Source organism: Cryobacterium sp. Sr8 (assembly GCF_004403225.1).
Taxonomy (GTDB): Bacteria; Actinomycetota; Actinomycetes; order Actinomycetales; family Microbacteriaceae; genus Cryobacterium; species Cryobacterium psychrotolerans.
In genome coordinates this window covers 40,582-53,597 of record NZ_SOHO01000011.1, presented here as the reverse complement: position 1 = coordinate 53,597, position 13,016 = coordinate 40,582, and the positions used below count along the sequence as shown (strand labels likewise).

12 protein-coding genes are annotated in these 13,016 nt (G+C 68.6%); 5 read left to right on the top strand and 7 right to left on the bottom strand.

Annotated features, from left to right (window positions below; translation table 11 throughout):
• Positions 1-349 precede the first annotated feature (349 nt).
• Positions 350-1,195, top strand: coding sequence for a TIGR03084 family metal-binding protein (locus E3T54_RS01365; protein ID WP_198414409.1), 846 nt, complete (start codon positions 350-352; stop codon positions 1,193-1,195).
• Positions 1,192-1,788 (top strand): TetR/AcrR family transcriptional regulator, encoded by a 597-nt coding sequence (locus E3T54_RS01360; RefSeq protein ID WP_134474239.1) that lies wholly within the window; start codon positions 1,192-1,194, stop codon positions 1,786-1,788. Before E3T54_RS01365 ends, E3T54_RS01360 begins: the two co-directional genes overlap by 4 nt.
• Before the next feature lie 123 nt (positions 1,789-1,911).
• On the opposite strand, the gene E3T54_RS01355 is transcribed toward E3T54_RS01360, so the two are convergent.
• The 5 genes from E3T54_RS01355 to E3T54_RS01335 all read right to left on the bottom strand — a co-directional run bounded on the left by E3T54_RS01355 (position 1,912) and on the right by E3T54_RS01335 (position 7,027).
• Complete coding sequence (locus E3T54_RS01355) at positions 1,912-3,063, bottom strand: acyl-CoA dehydrogenase family protein (RefSeq protein ID WP_092321389.1); 1,152 nt, start codon at positions 3,061-3,063, stop codon at positions 1,912-1,914.
• Positions 3,064-3,130: 67 nt separating this feature from the next.
• Positions 3,131-3,907: an enoyl-CoA hydratase gene (locus tag E3T54_RS01350; protein WP_134474238.1), complete on the bottom strand. Its 777-nt coding sequence runs from the start codon at positions 3,905-3,907 to the stop codon at positions 3,131-3,133.
• A complete protein-coding gene (gene mmsB, locus E3T54_RS01345) occupies positions 3,904-4,806 on the bottom strand; it encodes a 3-hydroxyisobutyrate dehydrogenase (protein ID WP_134474237.1) in 903 nt (300 codons plus the stop codon). The genes E3T54_RS01350 and mmsB overlap by 4 nt, the downstream gene beginning before the upstream one ends.
• On the bottom strand, positions 4,803-5,891 hold the full coding sequence (locus E3T54_RS01340; protein WP_134474236.1) for an enoyl-CoA hydratase/isomerase family protein: 1,089 nt from the start codon (positions 5,889-5,891) through the stop codon (positions 4,803-4,805). The genes mmsB and E3T54_RS01340 overlap by 4 nt, the downstream gene beginning before the upstream one ends.
• Positions 5,888-7,027, bottom strand: coding sequence for an acyl-CoA dehydrogenase family protein (locus E3T54_RS01335; protein WP_134474235.1), 1,140 nt, complete (start codon positions 7,025-7,027; stop codon positions 5,888-5,890). Before E3T54_RS01335 ends, E3T54_RS01340 begins: the two co-directional genes overlap by 4 nt.
• A gap of 128 nt (positions 7,028-7,155) precedes the next feature.
• On the opposite strand from E3T54_RS01335, the gene E3T54_RS01330 reads away from it, so the two are divergent.
• From E3T54_RS01330 to E3T54_RS01320, 3 genes are read left to right on the top strand one after another with little or no spacing between them, the layout of a single operon-like run.
• Positions 7,156-7,935, top strand: a complete 780-nt coding sequence (locus E3T54_RS01330; protein WP_134474234.1) for an electron transfer flavoprotein subunit beta/FixA family protein — start codon at positions 7,156-7,158, stop codon at positions 7,933-7,935.
• An 11-nt stretch (positions 7,936-7,946) separates the two neighbouring features.
• Positions 7,947-8,918, top strand: coding sequence for an electron transfer flavoprotein subunit alpha/FixB family protein (locus E3T54_RS01325; RefSeq protein WP_092321383.1), 972 nt, complete (start codon positions 7,947-7,949; stop codon positions 8,916-8,918).
• 1 nt (position 8,919) lies between these two features.
• Positions 8,920-9,846, top strand: coding sequence for a cytochrome b/b6 domain-containing protein (locus E3T54_RS01320; protein ID WP_241976996.1), 927 nt, complete (start codon positions 8,920-8,922; stop codon positions 9,844-9,846).
• Here E3T54_RS01320 and ligD read toward each other — a convergent pair.
• Together ligD and E3T54_RS01310 are read right to left on the bottom strand one after the other, a co-directional pair.
• Positions 9,843-10,865: a non-homologous end-joining DNA ligase gene (gene ligD / locus E3T54_RS01315; RefSeq protein WP_134474232.1), complete on the bottom strand. Its 1,023-nt coding sequence runs from the start codon at positions 10,863-10,865 to the stop codon at positions 9,843-9,845. The genes E3T54_RS01320 and ligD overlap by 4 nt on opposite strands.
• 51 nt (positions 10,866-10,916) lie before the next feature.
• Positions 10,917-12,878, bottom strand: a complete 1,962-nt coding sequence (locus E3T54_RS01310; protein WP_198414408.1) for a heparinase II/III family protein — start codon at positions 12,876-12,878, stop codon at positions 10,917-10,919.
• Between the last annotated feature and the right edge of the window lie 138 nt (positions 12,879-13,016).

Below are 13,016 nucleotides of genomic sequence, written 5' to 3'. Positions count from 1 at the left end.
AGCGACCAGCGCAATCGAGAGGAGCACGAGCGCGAACGCCGCGGTCGGGGCCACCAACAGGACCCCGGGCACCATGCTCGAAAGCATCGCGCCTCCCGTGGTGTACCACCCGTACAGGATGGCAAGCCCCGCCGCGCCGGCCAGTGCCGCTCCGATACGCCCGACCAGCTGCATGTCTTTCCCTTCTTACCGAAGGGGGGCAGACGTGCCGACCGACGCTAGAAGGGTACAGCCCCGGCGCGCCGGATCCGGGGGTACGAACTTCTGCCGGAGCGTGTCGATCCGCGAATTCTCGTGATTGGCAATTCACATTCGTTAAACTTGACTGAACCCAACTGAGGAGACGGCCGTGGCACTGGATGACGAGCGCTTCGCTTCGCTCCTGCGCGACCTCGAAGCGGAGAGCGATGACCTTGTCGCCGTTGCCTCCGGGCTGCCTGCCCCGCAGTGGGCTCTCGGCACGCCCGCCGAGAGCTGGAGCGTCCACGACCAGGTCGTGCACCTTGCCTACTTCGGCGATCTGGCGACGCTGGGCTTCACCGATCCGCACGCGTTCAGGGCGTCCACCGAAGCGCTCCGCGCTACCGGGCCGGACTGGGTCGACCAGGTCAATGAACAGCGCAGGGCCCTCCCCCCTGAGGCGACGCTGCGCTGGTTCGCGGACAGCCGTGCCACGCTCGGCCGCGTGCTCGCCAAGGTCGGCCCGGGTGCGCGCACTGCGTGGTTCGGCCCCTCGATGAGCGCCGCCTCGTGCGCCACCGCCCGGCTCATGGAAACGTGGGCGCACGGCCAGGACATCTATGACGCGCTCGGGCTGGAGCATCCGCTCACCGATCGCGTGCGTCACGTGTGCCACCTCGGCGTGATCACCCGCGAATTCGCATTTGCCCAGCGCGGCCTGCAGGCGCCGCGGGTGGCTGTGCGGCTCGAGCTCATCGCCCCGAGCGGAGAACCCTGGACCTGGGGTCCGGCCGATGCCGCGGACCGGGTCACCGGCACCGCCAACGACTTCGCGCTGGTGGTAACCCAGCGGCGACATCGCGCGGACACGTCCCTCCGGGCCACGCCGGGCACGGCGGAGGAGTGGCTCAGGGTCGCCCAGGCCTTCGCGGGAGCGGCCGGCACCGGCCGCTCACCGGGCACGTTCCGCGGTCAGCACACCGGCCAATCCGCCGCGGACGAAGGCTGGCAATGACAGACACCCGGCCCAAGTCGCCCAAGGGCGCCGACCGGCGCGAGCTGATCCTGCGCTCAGCCGCCGACCTCATGGCGGAGCGCGGCTATTCGGCGGTCAGCATGGCGCAGATCGGGGCCGCCGCGGGGATCGTCGGGTCAGGCGTCTACCGCCACTTCGACTCGAAGGCCACCATCCTCGGCGTGCTGCTCGAGCGCGTCATCGATGCGATGCACTCGGGCACGCGCGACATCATTGCCGCGACGGAGGACGGTCCGGACCGACTCGACGCGATGATCCGCAAGCAGACCGAAATCGTGGTCGAGAACCGGTCGTTGGTCGCCGTGTACCTGCGCGACTCCGGCAACCTGCCGGCCGACGACCTGCGCCGGCTCCGACTGCAGCAGCGCGAACTGATCGGCGAATGGATGCGTGTCTGCGCGGCGATCTCGCCCGGGTCGAGCGAGCCGGAACTGCGCATGGTCGTGCAGGGCGTGCTCGCCCTGATCAACTCGATCTGCACGTACGACAACCGGCTGCCCGCCGACCGCATCGTGGCGGCGATCACCGAAATGGCCAGTTCGGCGCTCAGGACGGGCGTTCCCGTTCCCTAAAAGCGAAGCGCAGACATCCGCCGCAGGTTGAGTTGCGGAGAAAGTACCCTCAATTTCACAACGAAGGGTCGATCTCCGCGACTCAACCCGGGGGCGAGTCCAGGGTCAGCAGGGTCAGCAGGGTCAGTAGGACTTCGGCAGTCCGAGGCTGTGCTGCGCGATGTAGTTGAGGATCATCTCGCGGCTCACCGGGGCGATGCGCAGCAGTCGCGCGAGACCCCAGTAGGGCAGGAGCCCGTATTCCTGGGCGAGGCCGTTGCCGCCCATGGTCTGGATGGCCGCGTCGATGGCGGCCAGGGCTGCCTCCGCCGCCGCGTACTTGGCCGTGTTCGACGCCTCGCCGGCCGGCAGGCCCTGGTCGTGCAGCCAGGCGGCCTTGCGCATCATCAGCGCGGCGAGCTCGGTCTCCATGCTTGCCTTGGCGAGGGGATGCGCCAGGCCCTGGTGGGTTCCGAGCGGAGCCCCCCAGACCTCGCGTTCGCTGGCGTACTTCGACGCCTGCGTGAGCGCGAATCGCGCGATGCCGATGCACAGCGCGGCGCCGGTGATGCGCTCGGGGTTGAGTCCGTGGAAGACCTGCTCGAAGCCCTTCCCCTCCTCGCCGACGAGGGCGTCGGCCCCGACGCGCACGTCATCGAAGAAGAGCGTGTACTGCTTCTCCGGAAGCATGACGTCCATCTCGATCCGCGTCTTGTCGAGCCCGGGCGTGCCAACAGGCACGATGAACAGCGACATAAGCGGTTTGCCGTCGTCCTTGCGGCCGGTGCGGGCGACCACGAGCACGGCGTCGGACTCGTCGACGCCGGAGATGTAGTACTTCGAGCCGGAGAGGACCCAGTCGTCGCCGTCGCGGCGAGCGGTGGTGGAGATCAAGTGCGTGTTGGAACCGGCATCCGGCTCGGTGATGGCGAACGCCATCTTCGACGTGCCGTCCGCAAGACCGGGCAGCCAGGCCTGGCGCTGGTCATCGGTTCCGAATTCCGTGATGACCTCGGCCGAGATGGCTGCCGAGACGAGGATCAGGAGAAGCGGGACGCCCTGGGCGGCACTCTCCTCGGCGACGAGCGCGAGCTCGAGCATTCCGGCTCCGCCTCCGCCGAACGCTTCGGGGATGTTGACGCCGATGAGACCGGCCTCACCCAGCGCCTGCCAGACCTCGTCGCAGGGCTCGCGATTCTTGGAGTGCTCCGCGTAGTAGGCGCCGCCATACGGCTTGACGATGCTGGCGACCGCAGCCTTCAGGTCTGCATGCTCATCTGAGAGGGAAAAATCCACGTCGACTCCAATTGTGATTCTAAATTCACTTATCGGCAATACTACCTCAGGGAAGCTCGATCGCGGGCTACCGGTTCGTGAAGGCGGGTGGCCGCTTCTCGATGAAGGCGTTCATGCCCTCCTTCTGGTCGGCTGTCGCGAAGGTGGAGTGGAAGACCCGCCGCTCGAAGCGGATGCCCCCCTCGAGCAGCGTCTCGTAGGCCGCGTTGACGACCTCCTTGGCCATCATCGCCACCGGGAGCGACATGCCCGCGATGGTCGCCGCGGTCGCCATGGCCTCGTCGAGGAGATCGTCGGCGGGGATGATCCGCGACACCAGGCCGGCGCGCTCCGCTTCCACGGCGTCGATGGTGCGGCCGGTGAGTATCATCTCCATCGCCTTCGCCTTGCCGACGGCACGCGTGAGCCGCTGGGAACCCCCGATGCCGGGGATGACGCCCAGCTTGATCTCGGGCTGGCCGAACTTCGCGGTGTCCGCGGCGAGAATGAAGTCGCACATCATCGCGAGTTCGCAACCGCCGCCGAGTGCGTGCCCCGCGACCGCGGCAACCACGGGTGTCCGCACGGCCGTGAAGCGGTCCCAGCCGGCGAACCAGTCGGCGAGGTACATCTCGACGAACGACTTCGTCGCCATCTCCTTGATGTCCGCCCCGGCCGCGAACGCCCGTGCCGACCCGGTGACCACGATGGCGCCGATCTCCGGGTCGCGGTCGAGCGTGGTCGCGGCGGCGACGACATCCTGCAGCATGCCGAGGTTGAGGGCGTTGAGCGCCTCCGGGCGGTTGAGCGTGATCAGGCCCACCCGGCCGCGGCGCTCGAGGATGATGTTGTCGTACTCGGTCATGCCGAGACCTCCAGGTTCGAGTTGTGACGAATTGTGTTGATGATGGCCGAGAAGTCGAGGCCGGCCCCGCCCTCGTCGGCGAAGCGGCGGTAGATCGAGGCTGCGAGCGGGCCGAGCTGGGCCGCGGTCCCTGTGGCTTCGAGCGCGTTCAGCGCGAGCCCGAGGTCCTTGGCCATGAGCGCGCCGGCAAACCCGGGCTGGTAGTCGCGATTGGCCGGACTTGTCGGGACCGGGCCGGGCACCGGGCAATTCGTGGTGAGCGCCCAGCACTGTCCGGATGCCGCGCTGGCGACATCGAAGAGCGCCTGGTGTGTGAGCCCCAGCTTCTCCCCCAGCACGAAGGCCTCACTCACGGCGATCATCGACACGCCGAGGATCAGGTTGTTGCAGATCTTCGCGGCCTGCCCCGCCCCTGAGCCGCCGCAGTGCACGATGCGCGCGCCCATCCGGGCGAGGATCGGCTCCGCCGCCTGGAAGTCCGCGTCGCCCGCGCCGACCATGAAGGTGAGTGTGCCGGCCTGGGCCCCACCGACGCCGCCGGAGACGGGGGCGTCGAGTGCGCGGTGGCCGGCGGCCTGCGCCAGCGCCTGTGCCGCGCGGGCGTCGTCCACGTCAATCGTGGAGGAATCGATGAAGAGCGTTCCCGGATCGGCCGCCGAGAGGAGCCCGTCCCGGTAGGCCGCCAGCACGTGGGCGCCGCTCGGCAGCATGGTGATGACGACCTCGGCGCCGGCCACCGCCTCGGCCGCGGATGTCGGGACCGTGACGCCGTTGTCGCGGGCGTGGTCGAGGGCCGCCGGAACGAGGTCGTAACCGGACACCTGGTGGCCCGCGCGCACGAGGTTGGCGGCCATGGGGCCACCCATGTTCCCCAGCCCGATGAAGGCGATTTTCGTCATGACCTGCTCCTGTCTGCGCCGCCCGCTGGGGCAATCGTGTGTGCTGAAAGCCCGAGTTCCCGCGGCCCGAGGCTCGCGAAATAGCTCTCGACGACCGCGCGGTCCACCTCCGGCAGGGTTGCCGGTGACCACCGCGGGTTGCGGTCCTTGTCGATGACCTGCGCCCGCACTCCCTCGATGAACTCACTGCTCGCGGCGAGCCGCACGGTGACCCGGTACTCCTGGTTGAGTGCCTCCTCGACGCTGCCGAGCCGGCGCGCGCGGCGCAGCGACTCGAGGGTGATGCACACGGCGGTGGGCGATTTCGCGAGCAGCACGGATGCCGCGGCGCGGGCATCCGGGTGGTCAGACGCCTGCAGCCGGGCGACGATCTCGGAGGCGTCGTCGGCGGAGTAGCACTCGTCGATCCACGCGCGCTGCCCGGCCAGCGCCGACGGCGGAGCGGCGCCGGCGAACCGGGCGATGGCATCGGCGGCCGGGACGGTTTCGAGTTCTCGGGCCAGCAGGACGAGGTCCTCGCTGGGCACGAAGTGGTCGGCGAGGCCGAGCTCGAGGGCGTCGGCCCCGGTGAACATCCCGCCGGTCAGGGCGACGTGGGTGCCCAGCTCGCCCGGCGCGCGGGCGAGCAGGTACGTGCCGCCCACATCCGGGGCGAAGCCGATGCCCACCTCGGGCATGCCGATCCGGGTGCGCTCCGTGACGATCCGCGCGGAGCCGTGGGCCGAGACCCCGACTCCCCCGCCGAGCACGATGCCGTCCATGAATGCCACGTACGGCTTGGGGTAGCTCGCGATCTTCGCGTTGACGACGTACTCGTCCGCCCAGAAGCTCGCGGCTTCCCCGCCACCCTCCTGCGCGTCGTTGTAGATCGCAACGATGTCTCCGCCGGCGCACAGGCCGCGTTCGCCCGCGCCCGAAATGAGCACGGTCTGCACCGCGTCGTCGTGTTCCCACTCGTCGAGCGCCTCGCCGATGGCCTGGAGCATCGCGTGGGTCAGGGCGTTCAGCGTCGCCGGCCGGTTGAGCACGATGTGCCCGAGCCTGCCGGTGCGGGTGAGAAGGATCTCGTCGTTTGGGCTGGTCATTTGGCCTCCGTCAGGCTGCGGCCCACGATGAGTCGCATGATCTCGTTCGTCCCCTCGAGGATCTGGTGCACGCGCAGGTCGCGCACAATCCGCTCGATGCCGTAGTCCGCGAGGTAGCCGTAGCCGCCGTGGAGCTGGAGGGCGGAATTGGCGACGGTGAAGCCGGCATCCGTCGCGACGCGTTTCGCCATCGCGCAGAGCTTCACACTGTCGGCGTCACCGCGGTCCAGGGACTCGGCGGCGCGGGCCAGCAGGGTACGCGCCGATTCCAGGGCCGTGTCCATGTCGGCCAGTTCGAACAGGAGGGCCTCCTGCTTGATCAGCGGTCCGCCGAAGGCGGTGCGGTCCCTGAGGTACGCGACCGTGCGGTCGAGGGCGGCCTGGCCGCCGCCGACCGAACACGCCCCGATGTTGAGGCGCCCGCCGTTGAGTCCGCCCATGGCGATGCCGAACCCGTCACCCTCCTGGGAGAGGAGATGTGCCGCCGGGACGCGCACATCCTCGAACACGACCTGCCGTGTCGGCTGGGCGTGCCAGCCCATCTTCTTCTCCAGCGGACCGAAGGACAGGCCCGGTGCGCCGGCCTCCACGACGATCGCACTGATCCCCTGGCTGCCGGCGTCACCGGTGCGGGCCATGACCACGTAGAAGCTCGACACACCGGCGCCGGAGATGAACTGCTTGACCCCGTTGATGACGTAGTCGTCGCCGTCACGCACCATTCGTGTGGTGAGCGCCGCGGCGTCGGACCCTGCTCCGGGCTCGGTGAGGCAGTAGCTGCCCAGCGCCTCCATGCTCACCAGCTGCGGCACCCACTCCGCGCGCTGGGCTTCGCCGGCGAAGCTGTCGATCATCCAGGTGACCATGTTGTGGATCGAGATGTAGGCGGCGATGGTGGTGTCGCCCTTGGCGAGTTCCTCGAAGATGAGAATGGAGTCGGCCCGGCTCAGTCCTGAGCCGCCGAACTCCTCGCTTGCGTAGATCCCGCCCATCCCCAGCTCGCCGGCACGGCGCAGAATGTCCACCGGGAAGTGGTGCATCTCGTCCCATTCGGCCGCGTTCGGAGCCAGCGATTCGGTCGCGAATTGGCGAACCATCTGCACGATCGATCGTTGATCCTCGGTTAGTGCGTACATTCGTCAGCCCCTCCGTTGGTGCGCGATAATCAACCTACTAGGACATCCGACGCATCGGTTGGCCACTTCCTGGACCATATAGGCTGGGACCGTTCCGCCCACTTTCAACGAGGAAAACGGAGAGTGTGATGAAGATCGCAGTGCTCGTTAAAGAAGTTCCCGACACGTGGGGAGACCGCCGCATCGACCCGTCGACGAAGCGGGTGGACCGCAAGGGCGACCTGGTGATCGACGAGATCAATGAGAAGTCCGTCGAGGCTGCGCTCCTCGTCAAGGAGGCGAATGCGGGCAGCGAGGTCACCGTGGTCACCATGGGTCCGTCGAGCGCCCTGGCCGCGATTCGCAAGGCCCTCGCCATGGGCGCCGACAACGGCATCCACATCGTCGATGACGGCCTCGTCGGCTCCGACGCCATGCAGACCTCCGCAGCGCTGGCTGCGGCCCTCCGCCCGGGAGGCTTCGAGCTCATCATCACCGGCAACGAGTCGACCGACGGGCGCACGGCAGCCGTCCCCGCGATGCTCGCCGAGCGCCTCGGTCTCGCCCAGCTCACCTTCCTGCGCACCCTCAGCGTCACCGGAGACGGCGTCAGCGGCGAACGGATGACCGACGAGGGTCACCTCGACGTGCGCGCGTCCCTGCCCGCCCTGGTCTCGGTCACCGAACAGATCGCCGAGGCGCGTTTCCCGAACTTCCGCGGCATCATGGCCGCCAAGAAGAAGAAGGTCGAGTCACTCGGCCTCGCCGGCCTCGGCCTTCCGGCAGACGAGACGGGTGCCGAGAATTCCTGGTCCGTGGTCGAGGATGTCGCCCCCCGACCGGCCAGGTCCGGCGGCACCATCGTGAAAGACGACGGCACGGCCGGCACGCAGCTCGCAGACTTCCTCGCCGCGGCGAAACTGATCTAGGAAGAAAAGACATGGCATACGCACTCGTTCTTGTTGAACTCGCCAACGGCCGGCCGGCTGCGAGCACGGGCGAACTCCTCGCCGCCGCGGCCAGGCTCGGCGAGCCGGCCGCCGTCATCGTCGTCGAACCGGGGACCGCGGGAGAGGTTGCCGAAAGCCTCGGCGCGCTCGGCGCCGGCACCGTCTTCGTTGCCTCGATCGAGAACGCCGACACGCTGCTGGTGACCCCGCAGGTCGCGGCACTGCAGGCCGCGGTCCTGGCCGCAGGCGAGGTGTCCGCCGTCCTCGTCGGCAACTCCATCGACAGCCGGGAGGCCGCCGCGCGGCTGGCCGTGCGGATCGGCGGCGCCTTCCAGAGCGACGCCGTCGACGTCACGGCCGGAGCCGCCGGAATCCTCGTCACCCAGCAGGCATTCGGCGGTTCGTTCACCGTGACCGCCCGCGCCGCGAAGGGCACCCCGGTCATCTCACTGCGGCAGGGGTCGGTCGACGGCACCGCCCCGGCGGCCGCGGGCGCCATCCACGAACTCGAGGTGACGGGCGACACCGCCGTCGGCGCACAGGTGACCGCGCGCCACGAGCAGACCCAGGCTTCCGAGCGCCCGTCGCTCCAGACCGCGGACATCGTGGTCTCGGGCGGCCGCGGGCTGGGCTCGAGGGAGAAGTTCGTGCTCGTCGAGGAACTGGCCGACGCACTGGGCGCAGCCGTCGGCGCGTCGCGCGCCGCCGTCGACGCCGGCTACTGCGAGCACAACATGCAGGTCGGCCAGACCGGTGTGACCGTGTCGCCCAACCTGTACATCGCCGTCGGCATCTCCGGCGCCATCCAGCACCGCGCCGGCATGCAGAGCGCCAAGACCATCGTCGCGATCAACAAGGACGCCGACTCCCCCATCTTCGATGTCGCGGACTTCGGAGTCGTCGGCGACCTCTTCACCGTCGTGCCGCAGCTCATCGAGGCCGTCAAGGCGAGGAAGAGCTAAGTTGACCTCTGTCCTGACCGGCTTCACGAAGAGCCGGTGGTTCAAGCTCGTCTGGATCGTGCCGGCGATCCTCCTCGGACTCTTCCTGGTCGTCCTGGCGGCCAGGATGATCCGGGAACTGCCCGCCGTGGCGTCCTTCATGACCGAGTACCCCGGCGAATCGGAGCTGCCGGAGTCCGCCCCGGTCGGTTTCCCGGCCTGGCTCGGCTGGCAGCACTTCCTGAACGCGTTCTTCATCCTGCTGATCATTCGGACCGGCTGGCAGATCCGCACCACGAAGCGCACCGCCGCGTACTGGACCCGCAACAACACGGGGTTGCTGCGCACGAAGAACCCGCCCGTGCGGATTGCACTCCACGTCTGGTTCCACCTCAGCCTCGACACCCTCTGGGTGCTCAACGGGGTGATTTTCTACGTGCTGATCTTCGCGACCGGCCAGTGGATGCGGATCGTCCCGCTCAGCTGGGACGTGTTCCCGAACGCGGTATCCGTGGCCATCCAGTACGCGTCGCTCAACTGGCCGACCGAGAACGGCTGGGTCAACTACAACGCCCTGCAGCTGCTGGCCTACTTCATCACGGTGTTCATCGCGGCGCCGCTCGCCCTGATCACCGGCATCCGGATGGCTCCGGGCCTGGCCGGTCGCTTCGCCCGCCTCGACCGGGTGTTCCCCCTGCCGCTCGCCCGGGCCGTGCACTTCCCGGTGATGCTCTGGTTCGTGGGGTTCATCATCGTCCACGTCACCCTCGTGCTCGCGACGGGGGCCCTGCGCAACCTCAACCACATGTATGCCGCCCGGGATGACCTGAGCTGGTGGGGCTTCGGCATCTTCGCGCTCTCCCTGGTCGTGATGGCGGTCGCCTGGATTGCCGCGAGGCCCTCCATCCTCAGTTCGCTCGCCGGCCTGACCGGCTCCGTGCGGCGCTAACCGGGCTTGCGGGCCCGGCTCGGCTGCACCCGGGTCGGCTCCCCCGGCATCTTCGGAAAGTCGGGCGGGAAGGGCAGTTCGCCGAGCCCCGCGGCGACATCGCGGTCCCACCATCCGAGCAGGGTGTCGATCGTGCCGGGGTGCTCGGGCATGGTCGCCCACGGGTCGCCGGTGGCGGCCAGCCGCGCGGGCACGGTGCCGATCGTCAGGACCGTCGGATCGGTGCGCTCGAGCTCGTCCCACTCGATCGGGCAGGAGACGGGCGCGTGCGCCAGCGCCCGCGGACTGTACGCGCCCGCCATCGTGCGGTCGCGGTTGGCCTGGTTGAAGTCGACGAATATCCGCTCGCCCCTCTCCTCCTTCCACCACGACGTCGTGACCTTGTCGGGCATCCGTCGTTCGAGCTCGCGGGCTGCGGCGATCACCCCGTGACGCACGTCCAAAAATTCCCGCGCCGGCTCGATCGGCGCGAACACGTGCAGGCCGCGGCTCCCGGACGTCTTGATGAACGCGGTGAGACCGGCCTCCGCGAGCACCGCGCGAAGCTCGAGCGCGGCGGGGACCGCATCGTCGAAGTCGGTGCCCGGCTGCGGGTCGAGGTCGATGCGCAGTTGGTCGGGGTTGTCGGTGTTCTCGGCGCGGGATGGCCAGGGGTGGAACGCGACGGTGTTCATCTGCACCGCCCAGACTGCGGCCGCCGGTTCGTCGATGACGAGCTGCGGATGCGACCGGCCGCTCGGATAGACGACCATCACCGACCGCACGTACTCCGGCGCGCCCTTCGGCGGATTCTTGGAGAAATACTGCTCACCGTCGATGCCGTCGGGGAACCGTTGCAAGGAGAGGGGACGATCGCCGTTCGCGGCGACGAAGGCTTCCCCCACGTCCACGATGTAGCGGGCGAGGTCGAGCTTGGTGATCCCGCTGTCCGGCCAGAGAACGCGTCCGGGACTCGAGATCCGCACCTCACGCCCGCCGTGCGGCCCGGGAACAGGGAGGACAACCGCTTCGCTCGCCATGCGGACAACATACCCAGGGGACGTCGATGCGTCGCCCCCTGACCCGGTGATCTACTGGCGAACCAGCCCGCCGCCGGCACTGATCAGAACGCTGACCTTCTTCCCATCGACCGTGAAATCGACGATTGTCGAGGTCCCGGACGCCCGCACTTTGTACATCATGACGCCCGTGGCGCTGACCGGTGCGATCACGGACAGGATCGACGCACGGGTGCCCTGGCGCGCGAACATGGCTGTCGGAGCGGCCTTGCGGCGAAAGATGTCCGGATACTGCCAGCCCAGGATCGGTGAGGTCTGCGCGCGCTTGACCAGGATCGCTCCCCGAGGCAGCTCCTGCTTGTACGGGATCTGGAACAGGATCGTCCGCATTGTGTCGCCGGGAGCGGCCGCGATGGCCGTCGTCCGGGAGTAGACGGTGGCTTTTTGGTCCGCCGGCAGGTTCCAGAGCGTCTGGAATTGCTGCCAGGTCTGGGAGGTCGCGCGGTCCAGGGTCACCACGAGGTCGGGGTCCTTCAACACCAGGACGCCGCGGGTGCGCGAGACCCCGACACCTGGTTGGTCGCGGAACTCGAAGAAATCGGACGTGTCCTTGATCAGGTAGCGCGTCAGGTCGGTGTTGATCGGCATCGAGGCGGCCTTCGGGGTCGTCATCGAGCTATGCGCGGTCGCGCCCCTCGCCCAGGCGCGCCAGGAGTCGTTCTGATAGCCGGCGTGGCCGCCGTCCACCAGGATGGTGCGCCCGCGCGCGGTGTAGGTCAGCGCCATGTGGTCATTGTGGCCGTGCACTGCCCGGGACCGGCCATACCGGATGCTGTAGGTGGATTCCTGCGCGAAGGGCTTCACCGTGCTGCCCCAGCCGGACCGGCCGAAGACGTACCCCCGTTTGTAGATCGCGACCCGTTGCCTGGGCGCCACGCCGCTGGCGCCCCCGGACGCGGCGTATTCCAGCGGAGTCCCCGGGTAGCCGATCGTCTTCACCTGCTCCGAATCGCCGATCTGGTGCAGGGTGCCGTTCGAGCTCGTGGCGTGGGCGATCCACGTCGCCAGGAGCGCCCGACGCGCGGAGATGGTCGCGCTCGGCACGGCGTTGCAGGCTCGCAGCACCTCCTCGACCCTCCCCCAGAGCCCGTAGTTCATCTGGGCGTATGCGGTCGACTGTTCATTCGTGGAGCCCTGGGAGTCGATCGCGGTCGTGATCGACGAGTCCAGGCGCGTCACGGCCAGGTTGCGGTAGTCGGCCCGGTTGAGCAGGCATCCCACACCGAACAAGACCATGCTCTCGTCCGTGCCGTGGTTCCAGGCCCCGCTCCAGTTGTTGATCAGGAACTTGGCGTGGTCGTGGAGCGAGGCGTTCAGCCAGGCGTAGGGCGTGGGGAGCACCGACACGCCGTAAGCGGCCAGGACGGACTGGCGCAGGCAGACGAGGACATTGGTCCGGTGCATGGTGGATTCCCAGGCGCCGATGTCGCTCTTCCAGGAGTAGGGATTGTCCTTGACCCAGTCCCTGGCGATTGCGGCAGTGTGCTCGAGGGTGACCAGATCCCCCTCTGAGCCGGCGGTAATGCCCTGTCCCAGCCAACGGAGGGAGTGCAGCCACATGTACCAGGACGGGTTCTTGTAGGGGTTGACCCTCCAGTTGACGTTCCCCGTGCCGTCGCCGACCCGATAGGGCGTGAACGGTCCCCAGGCGAACGTGTCAGCCATCAGGGCGCTGGGCGGATTCTTGGTGTCGATGCCGGCGTAGCCCGAACAGGTATAGGTTCCCGGGCCCAGCGCCCGCGTCTCGGTCGACCGTGAATCGACCGGCCCCGGCCCCGGATCGCTCGCGTCGGCGGCCGGGGGTCCGGTCGGTGCGACGTAGATCGGCCCGTCGAGGAACTGCGCCTCGGTCGGCTCGGGCAGCGGATCCTGCCCGGCTGCCGGTACGGAAGACCTCGTCGCGGAACCGGCCTGGGCGGTCGCGCTCGACAGGCCGGTCGCAGTGGTCGTGAGTGCCAGCACAGTCAGGGTCACGAGAACGCGACCCCCCAGCCGCCGCGAGCGGTTTCCCAGAGTACGTCGTGACATATATTGTGTCGCCGAGTCCGGAATCGGCGACCTCCCCCGACTGCAGCATAGGGCACGCGGCACCGCCGTGGAGCAGGCGGGCGG